19 protein-coding genes are annotated in these 22,549 nt (G+C 60.8%); 13 read left to right on the top strand and 6 right to left on the bottom strand.

Annotated elements, in window-relative coordinates; all coding sequences use genetic code 11:
* Positions 1 to 55: 55 nt before the first annotated feature.
* Together EDF70_RS08780 and EDF70_RS08775 are read left to right on the top strand one after the other, a co-directional pair.
* Positions 56 to 259 carry a hypothetical protein gene (locus tag EDF70_RS08780; RefSeq protein WP_132272971.1) on the top strand — a complete coding sequence of 68 codons (204 nt, stop codon included), beginning with the start codon at positions 56 to 58 and terminating at the stop codon, positions 257 to 259.
* Between the two features lie 79 nt (positions 260 to 338).
* On the top strand, positions 339 to 704 hold the full coding sequence (locus tag EDF70_RS08775) for an NINE protein (protein WP_132272970.1): 366 nt from the start codon (positions 339 to 341) through the stop codon (positions 702 to 704).
* A gap of 7 nt (positions 705 to 711) precedes the next feature.
* Here EDF70_RS08775 and blaOXA read toward each other — a convergent pair whose 3' ends face one another.
* A complete protein-coding gene (gene blaOXA, locus EDF70_RS08770) occupies positions 712 to 1,536 on the bottom strand; it encodes a class D beta-lactamase (protein ID WP_132272969.1) in 825 nt (274 codons plus the stop codon).
* A 104-nt stretch (positions 1,537 to 1,640) separates the two neighbouring features.
* On the opposite strand from blaOXA, the gene EDF70_RS08765 reads away from it, so the two are divergent.
* The 7 genes from EDF70_RS08765 (at position 1,641) to EDF70_RS29945 (ending at position 6,743) form a co-directional block, all read left to right on the top strand.
* Positions 1,641 to 2,516 carry a LysR family transcriptional regulator gene (locus EDF70_RS08765; protein ID WP_132272968.1) on the top strand — a complete coding sequence of 292 codons (876 nt, stop codon included), beginning with the start codon at positions 1,641 to 1,643 and terminating at the stop codon, positions 2,514 to 2,516.
* Between the two features lie 149 nt (positions 2,517 to 2,665).
* Complete coding sequence (locus tag EDF70_RS08760; protein ID WP_132272967.1) at positions 2,666 to 3,958, top strand: Hsp70 family protein; 1,293 nt, start codon at positions 2,666 to 2,668, stop codon at positions 3,956 to 3,958.
* A gap of 70 nt (positions 3,959 to 4,028) precedes the next feature.
* Complete coding sequence (locus tag EDF70_RS08755; RefSeq protein WP_132272966.1) at positions 4,029 to 4,658, top strand: hypothetical protein; 630 nt, start codon at positions 4,029 to 4,031, stop codon at positions 4,656 to 4,658.
* Complete coding sequence (locus tag EDF70_RS08750) at positions 4,627 to 5,052, top strand: hypothetical protein (protein ID WP_132272965.1); 426 nt, start codon at positions 4,627 to 4,629, stop codon at positions 5,050 to 5,052. The genes EDF70_RS08755 and EDF70_RS08750 overlap by 32 nt, the downstream gene beginning before the upstream one ends.
* Positions 5,053 to 5,122: 70 nt before the next feature.
* Positions 5,123 to 6,025: a uracil-DNA glycosylase gene (locus EDF70_RS08745; RefSeq protein ID WP_132272964.1), complete on the top strand. Its 903-nt coding sequence runs from the start codon at positions 5,123 to 5,125 to the stop codon at positions 6,023 to 6,025.
* Between the two features lie 149 nt (positions 6,026 to 6,174).
* Entirely contained in the window at positions 6,175 to 6,366 is a 192-nt protein-coding gene (locus tag EDF70_RS08740; RefSeq protein WP_132272963.1) for a hypothetical protein, read from the top strand.
* Between the two features lie 236 nt (positions 6,367 to 6,602).
* Positions 6,603 to 6,743, top strand: a complete 141-nt coding sequence (locus EDF70_RS29945; protein WP_165931970.1) for a hypothetical protein — start codon at positions 6,603 to 6,605, stop codon at positions 6,741 to 6,743.
* Positions 6,744 to 6,759: 16 nt separating this feature from the next.
* On the opposite strand, the gene EDF70_RS08735 is transcribed toward EDF70_RS29945, so the two are convergent.
* Positions 6,760 to 7,695 (bottom strand): DMT family transporter, encoded by a 936-nt coding sequence (locus EDF70_RS08735; RefSeq protein ID WP_132272962.1) that lies wholly within the window; start codon positions 7,693 to 7,695, stop codon positions 6,760 to 6,762.
* A 541-nt stretch (positions 7,696 to 8,236) separates the two neighbouring features.
* Between EDF70_RS08735 and pepN the strand changes: the two genes are divergently transcribed.
* Positions 8,237 to 10,885 carry an aminopeptidase N gene (pepN, locus tag EDF70_RS08730; protein WP_132272961.1) on the top strand — a complete coding sequence of 883 codons (2,649 nt, stop codon included), beginning with the start codon at positions 8,237 to 8,239 and terminating at the stop codon, positions 10,883 to 10,885.
* Between the two features lie 63 nt (positions 10,886 to 10,948).
* Here pepN and EDF70_RS08725 read toward each other — a convergent pair whose 3' ends face one another.
* A complete protein-coding gene (locus tag EDF70_RS08725; RefSeq protein ID WP_132273693.1) occupies positions 10,949 to 11,500 on the bottom strand; it encodes a TetR/AcrR family transcriptional regulator in 552 nt (183 codons plus the stop codon).
* A gap of 109 nt (positions 11,501 to 11,609) precedes the next feature.
* Between EDF70_RS08725 and EDF70_RS08720 the strand changes: the two genes are divergently transcribed.
* Together EDF70_RS08720 and EDF70_RS08715 are read left to right on the top strand one after the other, a co-directional pair.
* Positions 11,610 to 12,797, top strand: coding sequence for an MFS transporter (locus EDF70_RS08720; RefSeq protein WP_132272960.1), 1,188 nt, complete (start codon positions 11,610 to 11,612; stop codon positions 12,795 to 12,797).
* Positions 12,798 to 12,959: 162 nt separating this feature from the next.
* Positions 12,960 to 15,308 (top strand): PAS domain-containing sensor histidine kinase, encoded by a 2,349-nt coding sequence (locus tag EDF70_RS08715; protein WP_132272959.1) that lies wholly within the window; start codon positions 12,960 to 12,962, stop codon positions 15,306 to 15,308.
* 235 nt (positions 15,309 to 15,543) lie between these two features.
* Here the strand turns inward: EDF70_RS08715 and EDF70_RS08705 are convergent, their stop codons facing one another.
* Complete coding sequence (locus tag EDF70_RS08705) at positions 15,544 to 18,495, bottom strand: bifunctional [glutamine synthetase] adenylyltransferase/[glutamine synthetase]-adenylyl-L-tyrosine phosphorylase (protein WP_132272957.1); 2,952 nt, start codon at positions 18,493 to 18,495, stop codon at positions 15,544 to 15,546.
* 238 nt (positions 18,496 to 18,733) lie between these two features.
* Between EDF70_RS08705 and EDF70_RS08700 the strand changes: the two genes are divergently transcribed.
* Positions 18,734 to 20,140: a gluconate:H+ symporter gene (locus tag EDF70_RS08700; protein WP_132272956.1), complete on the top strand. Its 1,407-nt coding sequence runs from the start codon at positions 18,734 to 18,736 to the stop codon at positions 20,138 to 20,140.
* A 238-nt stretch (positions 20,141 to 20,378) separates the two neighbouring features.
* Here the strand turns inward: EDF70_RS08700 and EDF70_RS08695 are convergent, their stop codons facing one another.
* The gene (locus EDF70_RS08695; RefSeq protein WP_165932010.1) at positions 20,379 to 21,770 is read right to left on the bottom strand and encodes a HAMP domain-containing sensor histidine kinase; all 1,392 of its coding nucleotides are present in this window, start codon (positions 21,768 to 21,770) and stop codon (positions 20,379 to 20,381) included.
* A 26-nt stretch (positions 21,771 to 21,796) separates the two neighbouring features.
* A complete protein-coding gene (locus EDF70_RS08690; RefSeq protein ID WP_165932009.1) occupies positions 21,797 to 22,474 on the bottom strand; it encodes a response regulator transcription factor in 678 nt (225 codons plus the stop codon).
* Positions 22,475 to 22,549: the final 75 nt, after the last annotated feature.

Below are 22,549 nucleotides of genomic sequence, written 5' to 3'. Positions count from 1 at the left end.
GACGGGAACAGGGCCGCACGATAGGATGCGGCCCTGTTCCCGTTTGGAGAAAGCCATGCGCCTTGCCAGAATAATGCTGACGATCATCGGTTTGGCGGCGGCGCTGATCGGCCTCGTCTGGATCGGTCAGGGAACGGGCATGTTCCCCTACCCGGCCTCCAGTTTCATGATCAACCAGACGCCGTGGATCTTGCGCGGCACGATCGTCACCATCATCGGAGTGGCACTTGTGTGGGCGGCGCGGCGTTTCCTGCGCTGACAGACAAACTTTCGGCACAGCCGCTTGAAATCGGGACTGCGGCGATATTTTTTCGCCGGGAAAACATCACGAGAAAATCATGCGCGACGAGAACATGGATCGAGGCACGGGACCCGACGGTCCGCAGCAAATGCCGCGCGGACTGATTTACCGCCATGCCAGCAAATCGATGCTGATCGCTTACGTGCTGGCACTGCTTGGTGGTGCCGGCTGCCTCGGCCTGCATCGTTTCTATCTCGGCTACAAGCGTTCGGCCCTGATGATGCTGGCGCTGACGCTCGGGGCGATCTTCCTGCCAATGGTCGGCATTTACAGCGTAACCCTGACCTGGTGGGTCATCACACTCTGGGTGCTCGTCGACCTGTTTCTCATTCCAAAAATGACACGAGACCGAAACGCGGAAATCGCGGCCGAAATTGACCGCGATCTCGCCAACAGAACCTGAACTGTGCTTAGCGCGTGCCGACAATCTTTGGCAGATCCGCAATCAGGCTGTCACGCACCGTGTAGCTGATCGGCGTGTCGGTATGGCGCCTGGTATCGACCAGCAGCCGCGCGAAGATCACCTCGCGGCCTTCACGCCGGGCCCAGCCAACGAACCAGCCGATCGGCCGGCTGGCATCCGCCTTGCCGGCTTTGTTGCGCATGCTGCCGGACCCGGTCTTGCCCTGAATATGCCAATCGGCAATGCCCTTGAAGGCCGGCACGATCTGTTTCGTCTTCTCCACCGCTTCCGCCGAGATCGGCAGCTTGCCATCGAGGAAACGTTTCAGAAACGCCACCTGCTCGTCCGGCGAAATTTTTAAGGACGACATCAGCCAGGATTCGGTCAGGCCATCCGTGCCGCCCGGTCCACCGGTCACATCGCGATTGCCATAACCGAAACCGCGCACGTAATCGCCAAACGCCTTCTTTCCGAGCTTGCGGGTAATCTCCTGCGAATACCAGACGATGGAATCGCCTTCCCAGATGGTCGGGTCGGTGTCCTTCTGCTCACGCTTGGAGCGATTGAATTTTTGCTGATAGGGCCAGCGCGGGTTTTGCGCATCGGTCAGAATACCCGCATCATAACCCATCATGGCCAAAGGCAGTTTGAAGGTCGATTGCGGATAAAAGCCCTGATCGCAGGTGCCTTTTCGAAAAATCGTCTCGCCGCTCTTGGCGTCGATGATGACTGTGCATTCCACTTTTTCGGCCGCAGATGCATTGGAAACAGTAGTTAGAACAGTCGCAATGCCCAGGGACAAAGCTGCGAGACAGGATCGTTTGAAGGTCATGAAAAACACGCTCCGGGTTGTTTTCAGGCTTTGTACGATCCGTTGCCAGCCCCAATCAAACGATGATATCTGCGGCGAGCCATAAATTAAACTAGGCCTTCACCATGGTTCGCCCGCATCTGCCGCTCAATGCCCTGCGCGCCTTCGAGGCCGCCGCCCGTCATCTCAGCTTTACCCGCGCTGCGATCGAACTGCATGTGACGCAGGCCGCCGTCAGCCATCAGGTGAAACTGCTGGAGGAACGTATCGGCGTCACGCTGTTCCGCCGTCTGCCGCGCGGGTTGATGATCACCGAGGAAGGGTTGGCGATGCTGCCGATCCTGCAGGAATCCTTTGATCGCATGGCCGGCGTGCTGGATCGTTTTGAGGGCGGCCATCTGCGCGAAGTGCTGACCGTCGGTGCCGTCGGCACGTTCACCATCGGCTGGCTCCTGCCCCGGCTCGACGATTTTGCCGAGCGGCATCCCTTCATCGACATCAGGCTTTCCACCAACAACAACCGGGTCGATATCGCCGCCGAGGGCCTCGATTACAGCGTTCGGTTCGGCAATGGCGCCTGGCACGATATCGATGCAGAACCGCTGTTCGAAACGCCGCTGTCGGCGCTGTGCATTCCATCGGTCGCAAGGCAGCTGAAAAGCCCGGAAGACATTATCCACCAGCGCCTGCTGCGCTCCTACCGCATGGATGAATGGCCGGGCTGGTTCGAACAGGCGGGCGTTGCCGCACCACCGATCCGCGGCCCGGTCTTCGACAGTTCGGTGCTGATGGTGGAAGCGGCCATGCAGGGTTTTGGCGTGGCGCTGGCACCGCCCCTGATGTTTTCCCGCCAGATCTCGTCGGGCACGCTCGAGCAGCCGTTCGACATCACGGTATCGCGTGGACAATATTGGCTGACGCGGTTGAAGTCGCGCAGCGTCACCCCCGCCATGCAGGCTTTTCGCGGGTGGCTGCTGGAACAGGCTGCTGCGACCAACTGACAACCGTCAAACTTCCATCCGCGACTTGCCATCCGCCCGCCCCTATGGCATCAGGCCCGCTCTCGATTTCCGGGCAGCTTTCGCATGCCCCTTTCGTTCGGGGAAAATCCCCGTCCCAACCATTTCTGACGGTTTTAAGGAGCACGACCATGTCACGGGCGCTCGGGCTTGATTTCGGCACGACCAATACTGTTCTCGCGCTGTCGCAGGACGGCAGCACCACCAATTCCATGTCGTTCACCAGCAGCGCCGGCACGACTGATTCCATGCGCACGGCGCTCTCCTTCATGAAGGATGCGCAGCTTGGCGCGCAGGCGCTCAAGGTGGAAGCCGGACAGGCGGCCATCCGCCAGTTCATCGACAATCCGGGTGACGCGCGTTTCCTGCAGTCGATCAAGACCTTTGCGGCAAGCCCGCTTTTCCAGGGCACGCAGGTTTTTGCCCGCCGCCACACGTTTGAAGACCTGATGGAAATTTTCCTGAAGCGCCTGAAGACCTATGCGGAAGGTCACTGGCCGGCCGATGTGTCGCGCCTTGTCGCCGGCCGCCCGGTGCATTTTGCCGGCGCCAGCCCGGATCCGGCACTGGCCACGCAGCGGTACAATGAAGCGCTGACCCGCCTCGGCTTCCCGGAAATCCACTATGTCTATGAGCCCGTCGCGGCCGCCTATTACTTTGCGCAGACGCTCAAAAGCGACGCCAATGTTCTGGTCGCCGATTTTGGCGGCGGCACCACCGACTATTCGCTGATCCGTTTCGAACGCGTCGCCGGCAAGCTGAAGGCCACCCCGATCGGCCATTCCGGCGTCGGCATCGCCGGCGATCATTTTGACGCGAAGATGGTCGATCATCTGGTCGCGCCGGAAATCGGCAAGGGCACGCATTTCAGAAGCTTCGACAAGGTTCTGGACGTGCCGGCCGGCTATTACGCCAATTTCTCGCGCTGGAATCAGTTGTCGATCTTCAAGACCACCCGCGAATTCACCGACCTGAAATCGCTGGTGCGTTCAGCCACCGATCCCGACAAGCTGGAACTGTTCATCGAACTGGTCGAACACGACGAGGGTTACCCGCTCTATCAGGCGATCTCGGCCACCAAGATGGCGCTGTCTGCCGCCGAAGAAGCCGAGTTCCACTTCTCGCCGCTCGGCAAGGCCGGCCGCAAGACGGTGAAGCGCAGTGATTTCGAAAGCTGGATCGCCGGTGATCTGGCCAAGATCGAAGGTGCGCTCGACGACGTGCTGACCAAAACCAACACGTCTGCCGATCAGGTCGACAAGGTGTTTCTGACCGGCGGCACCTCGTTTGTGCCGGCCGTGCGCAAGATTTTCACCGAGCGCTTCGATGTCTCCAAGATCGAGACCGGCGGCGAACTGCTGTCGATCGCCCACGGATTGGCACTGATCGGCGAAAGCGGCGATGTGGCGGAATGGGCGGCGTAAAGGCCGTCCTTCACCTGCAATTTCCGAATGCCCATGTTAATGTCGCTCCATGAACCCGGCGAGCGCTTTGATGGATGGGCATAAGGACATAGACCGCAGCATGCTTCTCGAGGCATTCGACCGTCTCGGCATGGCTGCGGCGCAACATGGCACGATGATCGATATCGTCGTCTATGGCGGCTCCGCGCTCATGTTCGCAAGCAATTTCCGCTTTGCCACCGGCGATGTCGACATCGCACCTCTGGGTGAGGACAAGCCCAGCTGGTTCGACAGCGCGGTTGCAAAGATCGCTGTGGAACTGGGGTTTCGGGAAGGCGAAAACTGGCTGAACGATGCCGTCGCCTTTCATCTCAGCCGGCTCGCCACGAAGGAAGCCGATCATTGGGAATACGGCACGTTTCCGCGTGCAGGCGAGATGGCCGGATTGCGAGTCTACGTGCCGACCGCGGAATACATGCTAGCCCTCAAGCTGAAAGCCATGCGTGTGCTCGACCCATCGAAGGGCGAGCAGGAAAAGAACGACATTCAGAACCTTTTGGCTGTCAACAATGTGGTAGATATTGATGCGGCCATGGATATTCTTGTCAAATATTTTCCGATGTCTGCCGGCCACGATGACAAACGGTTTCTGCTGAAGACGATGTTCCACTTCGACAGGGAGGAAGACAATGCGCCCGTCTACCCTGCACGAAGTCTCTGAACGCGTTGCAGCCGGCGCCGATCCGGTCAAACAGTTTTCCGAATTCCTCGATCATTTCTACGACCGCGCGGATCAGAGGCAGATGCTGGATTGTCTCTGCGACGCACCGCCCATGCTTGCCGACATACATTTGAACGCCTTTTACGCCGCGGCTGCCGACTACCTGTCGAAACGCTACCGACTGAGCGCAATCCCGGCCTGGGTATCCAGCCCGGATCGTCGCCTCGACTCACCATGGTTCACGCAGGCCGACGAGGCTTTGCGTGGCTACCTCACGTTCTCTTCGCCAGCCGAATTCCGCTCCCGCAATATTTTTACGGAAGCTGTCCCGCTCCGTCGCGCGAGGACGTGGCAGGCAGAACAACGATTGCTGCAGCGTCTTGCAGCGGCGTAAGCCGCACATTCCACACATGGCAGCGCCGAGGCGGTTTCCACCCGCAGCCATCGTGCTATAGGGTAAACCCATGAACCCCAGCGCCAGCCATCTCGACCCAGCGGAACTTGCCGCCCTTATGCATTTTTATGCGGATGCCGGCGTCGAATGGATGCTGGAAGACGCGCCGGTGGATCGCATTGCCGAATTCGCCGAGCAGCAGGCAGCGTGGGCAAACCGGGCGCCGCAACAGGCGCCTGGTCAGCAGGCGCCCGTTCAGCAGGACCGCCAGCAACAGACAGGCGATGCCCCTTCCCCGCAGGGAAAGGTCTTGCCCGGCCGTGCATCGCCACCGCCGCGCCCCTCCAGCACGCCGGTCGCCATTCCCGACGATCAGGCGATCGCTGCCGCCCGCCTTGCCGCCGACAGCGCCCGCTCGCTCGATGAGCTGAAGACGGCAATGGAGGCTTTTGGCAGCTGCAATCTCAAGCACGGCGCCCGCTCCACTGTATTTGCCAGCGGCAATCCCGCTTCTGGCATCATGGTCATCGGCCCGATGCCCAATGCCGATGATGACCGCGACGGCATGCCGTTTTCCGGCCGTCAGGGCCAGATGCTCGATCGCATGCTCGCGGCCATCGGCCTGTCGCGCGAAACGGTGCTGCTTGCCAATACCGTGCCATGGCGCCCGCCGGGCAACCGCACGCCTTCGCCCGTCGAAATGGAAATCTGCCGTCCGTTCATCGAACGCCAGATCGCGCTTGTCGAACCTAAGCTGATGCTTTTGCTCGGCAACTTTACCGCTAAATGCCTGATCGGCAGCGATGCCTCGATCTTCTCGATGCGCGGCGCGTGGCGGGATGTGACGATCGGAAACATGACGGTTCCGACACTTGCCAGTCTGCACCCGCAGGATCTCATGGCAGCGCCTGCAAACAAGGCACTTGCGTGGCAGGACCTGCTTGTTTTCAAGGCAAGACTGACCAGCATCTAGTCAAAAATACAATCGATTAAGGAAATATGACAAAAGCCATGCAGAACCCGCATGGCTGCACGGCTTTTGCGTGCATTGCGAAAATCACGCTGCACTGCGATATGTCACATCATGTCTTGGGAGGAATTCTGGTTTAAGGAACCAAGGCAATGACCACGAACACCCGCCCGATCCATTCGGGTTTTGAAAGCCTCCAGTTTGCCGGCCTGTCCGCGCGCACGACCGAGGGCTATCACCATTTCGCTTCTGCGACGAACGAACAGCTGACGGCAGCCGGTTTCGCCCGCCGTGGCATGCTGACCCGTCCGACCGCCGTTTTCGCAGATTTTCGCGAGCGTTGATCTTCTGGCGGCTGTAAACCGCCAGCAATCGAGATCTGCAGAACACGGCGTCAGATTATTTTGATCTGGCGCATGTCGCGTTTTCAAAACCGCGGCATAGTCCCGATCACATACCCTTACCCGCATCCGCCCTGCGAGCGGTTAAACCCCTCCCCGGCTTGATGCGTATCGATCAAGCATCAGCGCGTTCAGCCTGCGCCCTTCGGACGCCGACGCGCTGCAAGGGAGTGACGACAATGAAGATAAGCATCCATCCCCTGCGCGCCCTTCGCGAAAACCTGCGTGACATCGGCACGGCCATCAATGCGTCGCGCCAGTACACACGCTCGACCCGCAGCCACAAAGCGCCGCAGTCCGACGCGGGCATCCATTTCTAAACGATGACCCTGCCGATCACGCTGGCGGCGTCGCCTTGCGGGCAGCCTTGCGCTCCAGCCCCAGCTGGTGTTCGCGGTAGATGATGAAGATGCCGGCGGACACCGTGATCGCCGTGCCGATCAGCATCGTCACAGTCGGGATATCGCCGAACAGGATGAAGGCGATGGCAATGCCGAGCAGGATCGACGTGTAGTCGAACGGCGCCACCGTCGAAACGTCTGCATTACGATAGGCCTCTGTCAGCAGCAACTGCCCCATTCCACCGCAGAAACCCGAAGCGATCAGAAAAAATGCCTGCCAGAAGCTTAGCTGCGACCAGCCGAACGGGATGGTGACGAGCGCAAAGATCGCGCCAGACAGCGAGAAATACAGCACGATCGTCGAGGTCTTTTCGGTGCTGACCAATTGCCGGGTCTGGATCATCGCGAAACCGGCCAGGAAAGACGACATCAGGACTGATGCGGCGCCGATCGCCTGAGCGTTGCCAAAACTGCCATCGTCGAACATGGTCAGCTTCGGCCATGAAATGATCATCACCCCGAAAATGCCGATCGCCACCGCCGACCAACGGTAGATACGCACCTTCTCCTTGAGGAAGATGGCGGCGCAGATGACCCCCATCAGCGGCGAAGCATAACCGATGGCAATCGCGTCCGGCAGCGGCAGCAGCACCAGACCGTAAAAGCCAAAGCCCATCGAGGCGATACCAAGGAAACCGCGCTTGAAATGGCCGAACAGGTTGTTGGTGTGGAAAGCGGCGCGCAGATCGCTACGGAAGGCGAGATAGGCCATGATCGGCACCAGCGCGAAAGCGGAGCGAAAAAACGTCACCTGCCCTGCTTCGACTTCGGGGCCGGCCGCCTTGATGCATGTCTGCATGCCAAGAAACGCGACGACGGAAAAGAGTTTCAACGCGATCCCCTTGAGGGGATTGACCGCTTCGGGCGCCATTTCGGACTCGTTGTGAAGGCAGGCGGGAGAAACCACCTGCAGGAAATTGATATATCAGTTGGTATGCCAATCAATGTGGCCAAAAAGAGTTCACATCCTCTTACGAAGACGTGATTTGTCCGATTATCTCGTCGCGATGAAAAATGCCTGACATGCGGGCTGCGGCCATGCGTCCCACCGCAGGCGGTACGCGACAAACCAAGTATTAATGATAAAAATCAAAATGCCTGCACCGATAGTGTATCCGATACTTGAAACCGGCTGATCCTGCCCTGTGTTGCGCCAGCGGCCGTGCCAAATCGGCACACCGCAGTTGGTGGCGCCACGCAAGCAGAACACCAACATCTAGCCACCCAAAAAGGTGGTTTGCCATCAATACCATCATTGATTAGTAAGTTGTATTCTTCACACGCTGCTGCAACATTTTGGCACTGTGTTCCAGAACTTTAGCAATCGTTCAGCTTTGGCTGCCATTATCCCGGCAACTCTTGGCTAACATCAAGAAACCCGCCTTTATTATTTGCTATTTCCAGGAAAGATCATGCGCACAGATACGGGTCAGATCGTCAATCTGGCAGATTACCGCCCCACTGACTTTGTTCTTGAACGCGTCGACCTGACATTTGAACTCGACCCGACCAATACAAAAGTCGATGCCCGCCTGATCTTTCATCGCCGTGAAGGCGTCGATCTCAAGGCACCGCTCGTGCTTGATGGTGACGAACTGAAGCTCTCCGGCCTGCTGTTCGACCAGCGCGAAGTGCCGGCCAGCCAGTATGACGCCACGCCGGAACTGCTGACGATCCGTGACCTGCCGGCCGAGGCGCCGTTCGAGATCACCGTCACCACCTTCATAAACCCGGAAGCCAATACGCAGCTGATGGGCCTTTACCGCACCAACGGCATCTATTGCACGCAGTGCGAGGCCGAAGGTTTCCGTCGCATCACCTATTTCCCCGACCGTCCGGATGTTCTGGCGCCCTATACGATCACCATCATCGGTGACAAGGCTGCCAACCCGGTCATGCTGTCCAACGGCAACTTCCTCGGCGGCGCCGGGTATGACGAAGGCCGTGCCTTTGCCGCATGGTTCGATCCGCATCCGAAACCGAGCTATCTCTTCGCGCTGGTCGCCGGTGATCTCGGCCTCATCGAAGACACGTTCGAGACTATGTCCGGCCGCGAAGTCGCGCTGAAGATCTATGTCGAGCACGGCAAGGAAGCCCGCGCCGCTTACGCCATGGATGCGCTCAAGCGTTCCATGAAGTGGGACGAGGAACGCTTTGGCCGCGAATACGATCTCAACATTTTCCAGATCGTCGCGGTGTCCGATTTCAACATGGGCGCCATGGAGAACAAAGGCCTCAACGTCTTCAACGACAAGTATGTTCTGGCCGACCCGGAAACAGCGACCGATCAGGATTACGCGAATATCGAGGCGATCATCGCCCACGAATATTTTCACAACTGGACCGGCAACCGCATCACCTGCCGTGACTGGTTCCAGCTGTGCCTGAAGGAAGGCCTCACGGTCTATCGCGACCACGAGTTTTCCGCCGACGAGCGTTCGCGCCCGGTCAAGCGCATTGCCGAAGTGCGCCACCTGAAGTCGGAACAGTTCCCGGAAGATGCAGGTCCCCTCGCTCACCCGGTGCGCCCGACCATCTATCGCGAGATCAACAACTTCTACACGACGACCGTCTATGAAAAGGGATCGGAAGTCACCCGCATGATCGCCACCCTGCTCGGTCAGGATGGCTTCAAGAAGGGCATGGATCTCTATTTCGAACGTCATGACGGCGATGCCGCCACGGTCGAAGATTTTGTCAAATGCTTCGAGGATTCAAGCGGTCGCGATCTTTCGCAGTTCTCGCGCTGGTATCATCAGGCCGGCACGCCGCTCGTTACCGTTTCCACCGCCTATGACGCGGCTGCCGCCACCTTCACGCTGACGCTCGAGCAGACCATCCCGGCAACACCCGGTCAGGCGACCAAGGAGCCGATGCATATCCCGCTCTCGTTTGCGCTGATCCTCGACAATGGTTCGATCGCCGAACCGGCATCGGTTTCCGGCGGCGAAGTCACGGGCGACGTTCTGCATCTCACCGAACGCAGCCAGACCTTTGTGTTCTCCGGCATTTCCTCGCGTCCGGTGCTGTCGCTCAACCGCTCATTCTCGGCACCGATCAACCTGTCCTTCGATCAGGCGACCGAAGACCTCGTTCATATTGCCCGCCACGACACCGACCTGTTCTCTCGCTGGCAGGCACTGACCGATCTGGCCGTGCCGAACCTCATCCAGGCCGCCCGCGATGCCCGTGAAGGCAAGCCGGTCACCGCCGACAAGGCTTTTGTCGCAGCCCTTCTCGAAGCCGCTGCCGACACCAAGCTGGAACCGGCTTTCCGTGCGCAGGCACTGGCATTGCCGAGCGAAGCCGATATTGCCCGCGAACTCGGCGGCAACAACGATCCCGACGCCATCCATGCCGGTCGTCAGGCCGTGCTGGCGCTGATCGCCGAAGCCGGCCGCGACACGTTCCTTTCGCTCGCGGAAGAGATGCGCGTCGAAGGCACCTTCACGCCGGATGCGGCCAGTGCCGGCAAGCGCTCATTGCGCAATGCCGCACTCGGTTATCTGGCGATTGTCGAAAACGCCCCCGCGCGCGGCGCCGAAGCTTTTGCCAAGGCCGACAACATGACGGACCTGAGCCAGGCGCTGACGCTCCTCGCCCACCGCTTTCCGGCATCGGCCGAAGCCAAGGATGCGCTCGAAACCTTCGCCAAGCGTTTTGCCGACAACCCTCTCGTCATCGACAAGTGGTTCCTGATCCAGGCGACCATTCCCGGCGAGGATGCGCTGGCCCGTGTCAAGGCGCTGATGGAAGACGAAAAGTTCAACGCCAGCAACCCGAACCGGGTGCGCTCGCTGGTCGGCGCGTTTGCCTTTGCCAATGCCACCGGCTTCAACCGCGCCGATGGCGAAGGCTATCGTTTCCTCGCCGCCCAGATCCTCGCGATCGATCCGAAGAACCCGCAGCTGGCGGCCCGCATCCTCACCTCGATGCGTTCCTGGCGCTCGCTGGAATCGGTTCGCGCCGATCATGCCCGCGCAGCACTGATGGAAATCGAACGCGCGCCGCAGCTTTCGACCGACGTCCGCGACATCGTCGAGCGCATGCTGAAGGCCTGATCGACCGACAGGACAAAACGAAATCGACGCCGGGGCAAAACCCCGGCGTTTTTCGTTTGTGCGTTACGTCTTGAGAAAACGCGCAATCAGGCCGCGGCAATAATCCGCTGACGGTTCGCGGTCGCCGAACAGGATGTGGTAGACGATCGGCGCGATGATCAGGTCGATCGCCCGCTCCACGTCGAGATCACCCTCGCCGCGAGCCAGTGCTCTTGCGCGCAGGGTTTCCAGATGCTGGTTGGTAAAACCGCAGCATTTGATGGCCGCCGTGTTGCCGCCGGACAGGACATCCGTCAGCATTTGCCGCCCCACCTTGGACGACATCTCCTCGGCATATTGCAGGATGAAGGCTTCGAGGTCGCTTTCCATCGCACCGGTGTCTTCCGGATCCGCGATCGGTCGCATATGCGCCACCGCCACATCCGCAAGCAGATCGGAAAGATCGCCCCAGCGCCGATAGATGGTCGAGGGCGTCACTCCCGCCTTCTCGGCAATCATCGGCACGGTGATCTCGGCGCGGTCCATGCCCTTCAACAAAGCCTGCACGGCGCTGTGCACCTCTGCCTGAATACGGGCGCTGCGCCCACCCTGCCGGATCATTTCCTTCGCCATCACACTCTCCGCCACACACGGCAGCATTTTCCACTAACGCAAATATATTGCATTAAGGCCAAAAATCCACTACATCACCTTAAAGCTAATGTTTTGCATTAAGGCAACCCACATGACCAACCTGCTCCCAGCCTCGGCCCGCATGACGGCTTACGGCTTTGTTTTCAGCGTGCTGATTTCGGCAACCAGCAGTGCGCCGACCCCGCTTTATCATCTCTATCAGGATCTTTTCCATCTTTCCTCGGGCATGGTGACGCTGATCTTCGGATCCTATGCCTTTGCGCTTCTGGCCGCTCTGCTGGTATTCGGCAGCCTGTCGGATTATCTCGGCCGGCGCCCTCTGATCCTGCTGGCGCTTGCACTCAACGCGGCAGCGCTGGCCATCTTCATCACTGCCGACAGTGCCGGCATGCTGATTGCCGCCCGCATGCTCCAGGGCGTCGCCACCGGCATCGCCCTGCCCACGTTCGGCGCCACCATTCTCGACAGCGGCTCGAAACATGGCCCGCTGCTCAACAGCGTCACCGCCTTTATCGGCCTGTTTCTCGGCACGCTTGCCGGTGGCGCGCTGGCCGCCTATGCGCCCTATCCGACGCAGGCCATCTATGTTCTGCTGCTTGCCCTCACGCTTTCGGGCATCGCCGCGCTGCCGCTGATGCCCGAAACGACCCAGCGCCGGCCGGGCGCCATGGCGGCGCTGAAGCCCAATGTGCATGTGCCGCACAATGCGCGCGCCGCCCTGTTGCGTCTCAGCCCGGTCAACATCGCCTGCTGGTCGCTCGGCGGGTTTTACCTCTCGCTGATGCCGTCGCTGGTCGCCACGGTTACCGGCATCCACTCGCCTTTTGTCGGCGCCGCTGTCGTCTCCACGCTGATGCTCAGCGCCACGGCATCGGTCTTCGCATTCCGCGCCTTGGCTCCGGCTCGGGCGCTGCTTGCCGGCACGAGCGGTCTGATTGCCGGCGTTATCGTCACGCTCATCGGCATCGAGCAACAGGCGGTCATCGTGCTTTTCCTCGGTACGGCCATTGCCGGCCTCGGTTTCGGCTCGATCTTTTCCAATGTGCTGAAAATCGTCATGCCACTGGCGCAGGCGCATGAACGCGCCGGCCTGTTTGCCGCCTTCCTGGTGGAAAGCTATCTGGCCTTCGCACTGCCGGCGATCCTGGCGGGTCTTGCCGCACCGGTTTTCGGCCTGCCAGCCACCGCCTATTTCTACGGCGCAGCCATCCTCATCCTTGCGGTGATCTCTATTGCCGCGATGCGTGGTGAAGCACGGCGGCAGACAGCCGCTTCATGAGCAGGCCGTCGACCATTCTGGCGAGTCGGTAATAATCATAACGGAATCAATTCGTTAAAAAATTGTTACCGCCCCTCTGGACATGAAGAATCACTAATGATTCACTGGCTCCAGTTCGCAAGCGGCATTGCGAATCACCACGAGATCAAACGAACGGTCACTATGGCGAACGTGCAGCGGGCAACCGCAGCCGATGAACGGCTGCGTCTCAAATTTCCTGTCTTCACTGCCCTCCGCAGCGCGCTGTCCGGCGGCGGCCTGTCCTTGCGCCCGATTCTGTCCAGCCGCATCCCCCGAGCCGAGCTTTTCCTGAAGCGCTCCATCCCGCTTTTGATCATGGCCTTCCTGATGGTCATCGCCGCCTCGCGTCTGCTGGCGCTGGTGTCGGAACATGACCGCCTGCAGGGCGCCTCGCGCGAAACCACACGCCTTGTCGCCGCAACCGCCAGTGCCGCCTTTTCCGGCAACGCCCAGAGTTTTGTCGGAAGCGACCGCGCTGCGGCCGAGGCACGCCTGTTCGCGTTCCTGCCAAAATACCGGTTCGAGCCAGGCGCGTTCATCATGTTCGTCAATGCATCGGGCTCCATCTTCGGTGGTTCACCCGGCGCATCCGCCTATATTGGCCGCCGTCTCGATGCGCTTTTGCCGGAAACCGCCACCGTCCGCCGTTTCGATGATCAGGATGGCATCATCGAGACCGTCTTCGACGACATGCCGCTTTACGCCGCCATCCGTCCGGTCGGCACCGATGGCGGTCTGATCATCTCTGCCCAGTCGCTGGTCGAGGCCAATGCATTGTGGCGCCAGCAGGTGTCGCTCAACGTCACGCTGTTTGCCGGCATCTCCGCCATCCTGCTGATCGTGCTTTATGCCTATTACATGCAGGTGAAGCGCGCCCGCGATGCCGACGAGATCTTTCTCGAGTCCAATCTGCGCGTCGAAACCGCGCTGTCGCGCGGCCGCTGCGGCCTCTGGGATTTCGACCTGCCGAACCGCCGGCTCTACTGGTCGCGCTCGATGTACGAAATGCTCGGCCTGCCGCCGGGCGACAACATGCTCACCTTTTCCGATGCCGCCCGCATGATGCACCCCGCCGATGGTAACCTGTTCGCGCTGGCCCGCGCCGTCGGTCGCGGCAATGCCAAGCAGATCGATCAGGTTTTTCGCATGCGCCATGCGGCTGGCCATTACGTCTGGATGCGTGCCCGCGCGCAGGTGATGGAAACCGGATATGGCAAGACCCATGTCATCGGCATCGCCATGGACGTCACCGAACAGCATCGTCTCGCCCAGCGTTACGCCGAGGCCGACCAGCGTCTTGCCGATGCAATCGAATGCACCTCGGAAGCCTTTGTGCTGTGGGACAAGAACGACCGGCTGGTGATGTGCAACGAGCACTACCAGCAGGCCTACGGACTTCCCGACAATGTTCTCGTGCCCGGCACCGAGCGCAACAAGCTGATGCTGGCCGCTGCCCGCCCCGTCGTTGAACGCCGTGTTGCCGATCCCGATATCAGCGGCTTTTCGCGCACGACCGAAGTCCAGCTTGCCGATGGCCGCTGGCTGCAGATCAACGAGCGCCGCACCCGTGATGGCGGCATGGTTTCTGTCGGCACGGATATCTCGCTTCTCAAACGCAACCAGGAGCGCCTGCGCGAAAGCGAACGCCGCCTGATGGCGACGATCGGCGATCTGTCCTCCTCGCAGAAGAAGCTGGAGCGCCAGAAGGCCGAGCTTTCCATGGCCAACAGCAACTACCAGGCGGAAAAGGAACGCGCCGAGGCCGCCAACAAGGCGAAATCGGAATTCCTCGCCAATATGAGCCACGAGCTGCGCACGCCGCTCAACGCCATTCTCGGTTTCTCCGAGGTTCTGGTAAACGGCATGTTCGGCCCGGTCGGTTCGCCGAAATACAGCGAATACGCCCGCGACATCCACGACAGCGGCAAACATCTGTTGAACGTCATCAACGACATTCTCGACATGTCGAAGATCGAGGCCGGCCATATGATGGTACAGGCCGAGCGGATGGATCTGACGCCGCTGATCGAGGAAAGCCTGCGTCTCACCGCCATTCTCGCCCAGGAAAAGGGCGTCAGCGTCAACCACCGCCTCGCCGAAAGCCTGTCCATGGTCGGCGATCGCCGCGCCATGAAACAGATCCTGCTCAACATCCTGTCCAATGCGGTCAAATTCACCGACAAGGGCGGCCATGTGGAACTGCGCGCGCATCGTTCGGAAAAGGGCCTGATGCTGACCATCGCCGATACCGGCATCGGCATTCCCAAGGCAGCGATGAGCAAGATCGGCCAGCCGTTCGAACAGGTGCAGAGCCAATATGCCAAGAGCAAGGGCGGCTCCGGCCTCGGCCTTGCCATCTCCCGCTCGTTGGTCAAACTGCATGGCGGCCGCATGCGCATCCGCTCCTCTATGGGCAAGGGCACCGTGGTGTCGCTGTTCATCCCGCATCAGCAACTGCCGGCGCTGACGATGCGCAGGCGGGCGGGCTGAGGCTCGGACACATCAGAATACTCGGCCGGTCCGGCTTGCTCCCTTCGATCTCCCCCCATGTGGGGGAGATGTCACCGAAAGGTGACAGAGGGGGGTAAGCAACAGTGCGGCAGGTGAATCCAATTCGGCGTTTGCGCCTAGATCACCCCCCTCTGCCCTGCCGGGCATCTCCCCCACATGGGGGGAGATCGGCTGAGCGGCACCGTCCGTCCAAAAAATCAAACAGCCATGCAGCTTAAACCCGCACCACCCGTCCAAAAATCTCCCGCCCCGCCTTCGACAGCCGCTTCACCTCGCCCTCAAGCGATTTCAAATCGGGGCAATCCCCCACCCGGCACAGCAGCTCGACCAGCCCCTGCGGCGCCTCGCGCGGATCGAAATCGCCGTCGATGCACAACCGCACGGTCTGCGACAGCGCCGTAAACAGTTTCAGGGCCTCCAGCGCGGTATCGAGATCGCCCGGCACCATCATCCGCTCGCCCAATGCTGCCAAAGCCTCGGCCGTACTCATCCCGCCCATATCGATATCTTCTCCCCGAGCCGGCGCAATCAGCTGCAGATACTGGGCGATGAACTCGATATCGACCAGACCGCCAGCGATAAGCTTGAAATCCCAGATATCCTTGGGCGGCTTTTCCTGCGCGATCAATGCCCGCATTTCCGCCACTTCCGCCGTCACCTTGGCCACGTCGCGTTTCTGCGCCAGCACCTCGTCGATGATCGCGTCCGCCTCATTGCGCAAACTGTCATCGCCGCAAATCACCCGCGCCCGCGTCAGCGCCAGATGTTCCCAGGTCCAGGCCTCTTCCCGCTGATATTTGCCGAACGCATTGATGCGCGTCGCCACCGGCCCCTTGTTGCCGGAGGGGCGCAGGCGCAGGTCCACTTCGAAAATAACACCTTCCGCCGTCGGCGCAGACAGCGCTGCGATCAGGCGCTGCGTCAGCCGCGAAAAATAGCGCATCGAGTCGAGCCGCTTTGGCCCATCGGATTCGTCGGCGCTGTCGTCATAGTCATAGAGCAGGATCAGATCGACATCCGAACCCGCCGTCAGTTCATAGCTGCCAAGCTTGCCCATGCCGAGCACGATCACCCGCCCGCCCGGATATTTTCCGTGCGCCGTCTCCATGTCGCGAATGACGGCGGCCAGCGCCTGTTCGATCAGCAGATCGGCCAGTTCGGTAAAGGCACGCGCCGCGACATCCGCGGCAATCGCCCCGGTCAGAAACCGCACACCGATCAGAAACCGCTGTTCGGCGGCAAAGATGCGCAGCCGGTCCAGCACGTCCTCATGGTGGCCAGCGTTCTGAAGGAAATTGCCAAGCCGCCCCTTCATCTCGGCCTTAGTCGGCATTTCCGCCATCAGCCGCGGATCGAGCAACCCGTCGAACACATGCGGACGCGACGCGATGATATCCGCCAAACGTGGTGCCGAGGAGAGGATGGTGACCAGCAGCGTCAGGATCGCCGGATTGCTGCCCAGCAGCGAAAACAGCTGGATGCCGGCCGGAAGACCGGACAGAAAACTGTCGAAACGCAAAAGCACGTCGTCCGGTCGCTTGCCGGCGGCAAAGGCGCTCAGAAGGTCCGGCATCAGCGCCGTCAGCCGCTCGCGTGCCTCGGCGGATTGCATGGCGCGGTAGCGCCCCGCATGCCAGGCCCGAATGACGCGCGACATGTCGGAGGGCCGCTCAAACCCGACCTTGGACAGCCATTCCAGCGTCTTCGGATCGTCCTGGCCGCCAGCAAACACCAGCGAAACCTTTGCCTCGCCGCCTTCGGTCTCCTTTTCGAACAGCCGCGCATAACAGCGCTCCACCGTCCGCAGCACCGTATCGACACGGCCTGAAAAACCGGCCACGTCGTCAAAGCCCATCATCAACGCGATGCGCTTCAGCTCGGTCTCGGTGGTCGGCAGTTTGTGGCTCTGCTCGTCGCGCACCATCTGGATACGGTGCTCGACATCGCGCAGGAACCAGTAGGCAGCCGTCAGTTGGCGTTCCACCACGGGCGTGATCCAGCGTGCTTCCGCCAGCGCCGCCAGCGTCTCGTCGGTGCGGCGCGAACGCAGCGCCGTCATCCGCCCGCCGGCAATCAGCTGCTGCGTCTGCACGAAAAACTCGATTTCGCGGATGCCGCCGCGCCCGAGCTTCACGTCATGGCCTTTGACCGCAATGTCGCCATACCCCTTGTGCGCATGGATCTGCCGCTTGATGCCGTGAATGTCGGCAATCGCCGCATAATCGAGATATTTGCGAAACACGAAAGGCTGCAGCTGTTTCAGGAACAGCGTGCCGGCCGCGATATCACCGGCCACCGGCCGCGCCTTGATATAGGCGGCGCGCTCCCAGTTTTGGCCCCTGCCCTCGTAATAGATCATCGCCGCGTCCATGGAGACGGCAAGCGGCGTCGATCCGGGGTCGGGACGAAGCCTGAGATCCGTGCGGAACACATAACCCTCACCGGTGCGCTCCTGCAGGATCCGCACCAGCCGGCGCATCAACCGCCCATAGGTTTCCGAGGCATCCAGCGGATCGGGCAGCGTGCCGGTATCGATCTCGTAAAACACGACGATATCGATATCGGAAGAATAGTTGAGCTCGCCGGCGCCATGTTTGCCCATGCCGATCACGGCAAGCCCGCTGCCGAGGCTCGGCTGGTCGGGAACGGCCAGTGTCAGCTTGCCGGCACCATGGGCATTGAGCAGAAGATGATCGATCGAGGCGGCAACGGCCGCATCCGCCAGTGCCGTCAGCCAGCGCGTGGTGTCGAAAGCGGTAAAGATGCGCGCCAGATCAGCCATGGCGATCACGAAGGCCGCCTCGCGCTTGGCACGCCTCAGTGCCATCATCACCTCGGCTTCGGAAGGGATTGCGCCATCACCACCCGGCTTCCAGCAGTTTCTCGCCCGCGCGACAATACTGTCCAGCAGCGGCTCCAGCGGTTGCGTGATCGCGGCGGCAAGAATGGAGGGCGTTATCGTCGCCGTCTCGCGCAGATAGGGCGACAGGCTGAAGGCAGCGGTGACAAAATCCCTGAGCGGGCTTTCGTCGGCCAAAAGCGCCGCGATGGCCGGCTCTTGGCCCGCCATCTCCTTCAGCGCCACCAGTGCCGCCCTGGCTTCGGTCTTGTTGAACGGGCGTATGGCATCCGCCTTCACCGTATCGAGCCGGTTTCCGCTGTTCATGACCGATCTTCCTCCCTCTGCTTTTCGCCAGTTCTAACCCGGCAAGCACGCTTGAGGAAGCGACCGAAATATTGCATTGCACACCAACTATTGACGAACCACATATTTTAACGATCTAACTGCAGTTCTGCGTCCTCGGAGTTTTTCAACTCCACCCCCTGCAGCCTTCCACCATCGCCCCGGCAAAGGAGTCACCGGGAATGGTCGACGCCCGCAGGTCATATCTTCGGGAGAGATTATGAGTTCCTCAGACTATGCGCTGCTCGCGACCGCTGTCGGCGGCGTGGTTTTCCTTGTGCTGCTGATCGTTTCGAAGATCAGGCTGCATCCCCTGCTCGCGCTGATCATCACATCGATCGCCGTCGGGCTGATTGCCGGCATGCCGCTCGACAAGCTGATCAAGTCGATCGAAAGTGGTGCCGGCGGCACGCTCGGGGCGGTCGGCCTCGTGGTCGCGCTCGGCGCCATGCTCGGCAAGATCCTTGCCGAAGGCGGTGTCACCGAGGGCATTTCCAACCTCATCATCGCAAAAACCTCGACGCGCATGTTGCCCTGGGCCATGGCCGGCGCCGCCTTCGTCATCGGCATCCCGATGTTCTTCGAAGTCGGCCTCGTCGTGCTTCTGCCGTTGATCTTCAGCGTTGCGCGCAAGCTTGAGGCGACAAAAGCCATCAAGGGCTCGGCCTATGTCTATGTCGGCGTGCCGGTGATTGCAGCACTTGCCGCCATGCACGGCATGGTGCCGCCGCATCCGGGCCCGCTGACGGCGATTGCCTCGCTGAAGGCCAATATCGGCGCCACCATGCTTTACGGGTTCATCGCCGCAATTCCGGCGATCATCCTTGCCGGACCCGTTTATGGCGCCATTGTCACCCCGCGCCTGAAGGTCAGGCCGGACCAGGCGCTGATCGACCAGTTTTCCGTCAAGGCTGCCAACGAGGCCGAACCGGACGCCAGACCGGCGCAAACCCCGCCAAGCCTTGGCATCAGCCTGCTCACGGCGCTGCTGCCCGCCGTGCTGATGCTTTTTCATGCCGTCGCCGAACTGATCTTCGCAAAAGATTCGGCAATCCTCACCGTCACCGATTTCCTCGGCGATCCGGCGATTGCCATGCTGATCGGCGTGCTGTTTGCGGCGTCCGTGCTGATCTGGGGTCGCGGCGGCGATACGGAAGAGTTGCGCAATTCAATGTCGGCCAGCGTCAAGCCGATCGCCAACGTGTTGCTGATCATCGCCGGCGGCGGTGCCTTCCAGCATGTGCTGACCGATGCCAAGGTCGGCGATGCGATCATGCATATGAGCCAGCAGTTCTCGCTGTCGCCTCTGGCGCTCGGCTGGTCGATCGCCATGCTCCTGTCGGTCTCGACCGGTTCGGCCACGGTCGGCATCGTCGGCGCCTCGGGCCTGCTTGCGCCACTCGCCGGTGGCGATCCGGCACTCAACACCTCGCTTCTGGCGCTGTCGATCGGCTGCGGCTCGCTGTTCTTCAACTATGCCAACCATGCCGGCTTCTGGCTGGTGAAGGAAAGTTTTGGCATGTCGATGGGAGAAGCGACCGCGACCATTTCGGTCATCCAGTCGATCGTCTCACTGGTGGGACTGGTGATGGTCCTGCTGATGAACCTGGCGCCGCCTCTGGTGTGAGAAGGCCGCGCCAATCAAGGGAAACCGAGACGCCCCTCGTGAAGCAAGTCCCCCTCTGGCCTGCCGGCGTCCTTCGGACCCCGCCACAAAGGGGGAGAAAATTTGCCGCAACGGTCCGCCTCAATTCACTTCGGCGGATCGGCTGGGTTAAGCCCCTCCCCCTTGTAGGGGTCCGAAGGACGGGCGAGACACGTGGCTCGCCCCGGTCGGGTTTGGGGCGGGGTCTTTTATCAGCCCCTCACCCCTTCACCACCGGAAACACCATCGTCACCGTGAGACCCGGAACATCCGCATCGTCGCCATTGGTCGCGGAAAGCTCCAGCCCGCCGCCATGCAGTTCCATCACCGCCTCGACCAGCGAAAGCCCAAGCCCCGTCCCCGGCTTCGAACGACTTTCATCCAGCCGCACGAACCGTTTTTTGACCGCATCGCGCTTGTTGGCTGGAATACCCGGCCCGTTGTCGCACACGGAAAGCCGCAGACCATCGGCCGCCTTGACCAGCTTCACGACGATCTTCTTTTCGCCCTCGGCTTCCGCGGCATATTTGATGGCATTGTCGATCAGGTTGAAGATTGCCTGGCCGATCAGTTCGCGATTGCCGTTGACGGTCAGGCCCGGCTCGATCTCCGTCGTCAACTCCAGCCCCGCCTCGTCGGCCACCGGTTCGTAAAGCTCGGCGCTATCGGCCGAAATGGCGGAAAGATCGACCGGCGTCATTTCCGCCGCAATCGACCCCGCCTCGACACGCGAAATCATCAAAAGCGCGTTGAAGGTGCGGATCAGCTGGTCGGATTCGCCGATAATCCCTTCCAGCGCATTGCGGCGCACCGTGTCGTCGCTTTCGCCCAGCGCATCGGCCGCCTTGTTGCGCAGCCGCGTCAACGGCGTCTTCAGGTCATGGGCGATGTTATCGGAAACCTGCCGCAGGCCCTCGTTCAGCTTTTCGATCCGCTCCAGCATGGCATTGAGATTGGCCGACAAGCGGTCGAACTCGTCGCCGGAACGCCCCACAGGCAGCCGCTGCGAAAGATCACCCGCCATGATCTTCTGGCTCGCCGCAGACATCCGGTCGATGCGCTTCAGGGCATTGCGGCCGATGCCGAACCAGATGATCAGCGCGCCGACGCCCATGATGGTCAGCGCCACCATCAATGCCTGCCGCACGATATAACGAAAACGGCTGGGATCGCCGAGGTCGCGGCCCACCATCATGCGCAGACCGTTATCCAGCTGCTGCACATTGGCAATGGCGAAATGGCGCCCCGGCCGGGTCGATTCCGAATAGGGTTCATAGGTGAACGGCCGTTCCGTCCAGCCAGCCGTCTCCAATATGCCCGGCTGCACCGAAGCGACATTGCCGGCCAGCATTTCGCCATTCGGCCCGGCAATGACATAAAGATTGGCGCCCGGCTGGCGGGCACGCCGTTCCATGATGCGCAAAAGCAGGTTGACGCCGCCTCGTTCATAGGCGCGCTGAATATCGGCGATTTCTTCCTGCACCGTCTGCCGGGTCTGCTGCACCAGCAGCCGTTCCGACATTGCCGTGACATAAAAGACGAGAAACGCGGCGCAGAGCGCAAACAGCACGATATAGAGGCCGGACAGCCGCACGGCCGTCGAACGGAACATCAGCCGAAGCCGGGTCAAAAAGCGGTTCACGCCTCGTCCTTGATCATATAGCCGGCGCCGCGAATGGTCTTGAGCAGGGGTCTGTCAAAATCCTTCTCGATTTTCGAGCGCAGCCGCGACACATGCACGTCGATGACGTTGGTCTGCGGGTCAAAATGATAGTCCCAGACGTTCTCGAGCAGCATGGTGCGGGTCACCACCTGGCCGGCATTTTTCATCAGATATTCGAGCAGGCGGAATTCGCGCGGCTGCAGCAGGATTTCCTTGCCCGCCCGCTTCACCTCATGGCTCAGACGATCCAGTTCGAGATCGCCGACGCGGTAGGCCATGTCCTGTTCCGGCGTACCCTTGCGGCGCCCCAGCACTTCCACGCGGGCAAGAAGCTCGGAAAAAGCATAGGGTTTTGGCAGATAATCATCGCCGCCGGCGCGCAGGCCGGTCACGCGGTCATCCACCTGTCCAAGAGCGGAAAGGATCAGCACCGGCGTGTTGATGCCGCGTTTGCGCAGTTCGGAAATCACCGAAAGCCCGTCGCGACGTGGCAACATGCGGTCAATGACCATCACGTCATAGGCGTTTTCCGTGCCCATGAACAAACCGCTATCACCATCGCTGGCGTGATCCGCCACGATGCCGGTTTCGCGAAAAGCCTTCGTCATATAGGCGGCGGCTTCCAGATCGTCTTCAATCACCAGAATCTTCATGTGCGGGACAATAACCTCGCCCGAGGCTTCGGTAAAACCGGATTTCTCTGTCCCCACATCCTGATCGCGATTGAT

The organism is Neorhizobium sp. JUb45 (genome assembly GCF_004343585.1).
Taxonomy (GTDB): Bacteria; Pseudomonadota; Alphaproteobacteria; order Rhizobiales; family Rhizobiaceae; genus Neorhizobium.
This window is presented reverse-complemented; position numbering and strand designations above follow the sequence as displayed.